The organism is Pseudomonas sp. BJa3, assembly GCF_026343815.1.
Lineage (GTDB): Bacteria > Pseudomonadota > Gammaproteobacteria > Pseudomonadales > Pseudomonadaceae > Aquipseudomonas > Aquipseudomonas soli.
Genome location: NZ_JAOXMC010000601.1, coordinates 1 through 231, shown reverse-complemented (window position 1 = coordinate 231; position 231 = coordinate 1). Strand labels below are relative to the sequence as shown.

The following is a 231-nucleotide window of genomic DNA, read 5'->3' as shown; positions in this document are numbered from 1 at the left end:
ATTGGCCTGCAGGCCTTCGTCCTCGATCACCGAGAGCGTGGCCTGGGCCGCGGCGCAGGCCACCGGATTGCCGCCGAAGGTATTGAAGTAGCGCGCCACGCGGCCAAAGCGTTCCAGGATGTCGGGGCGCGAGACCATGGCGGCGATGGGGTGGCCGTTGCCCATCGGCTTGCCCATGGTGACGATGTCCGGCACGAGATCGTGGCGCTGGAAGCCCCACATGCACGAGCC

General features: G+C 68.0%; 1 protein-coding gene. It reads right to left on the bottom strand.

Translation table 11 applies throughout. From position 1 onward, the window contains the following. A partial coding sequence (locus tag OH705_RS28950; RefSeq protein WP_267303667.1) for an aminotransferase class III-fold pyridoxal phosphate-dependent enzyme occupies window positions 1–231 on the bottom strand: 231 nt, incomplete at both ends.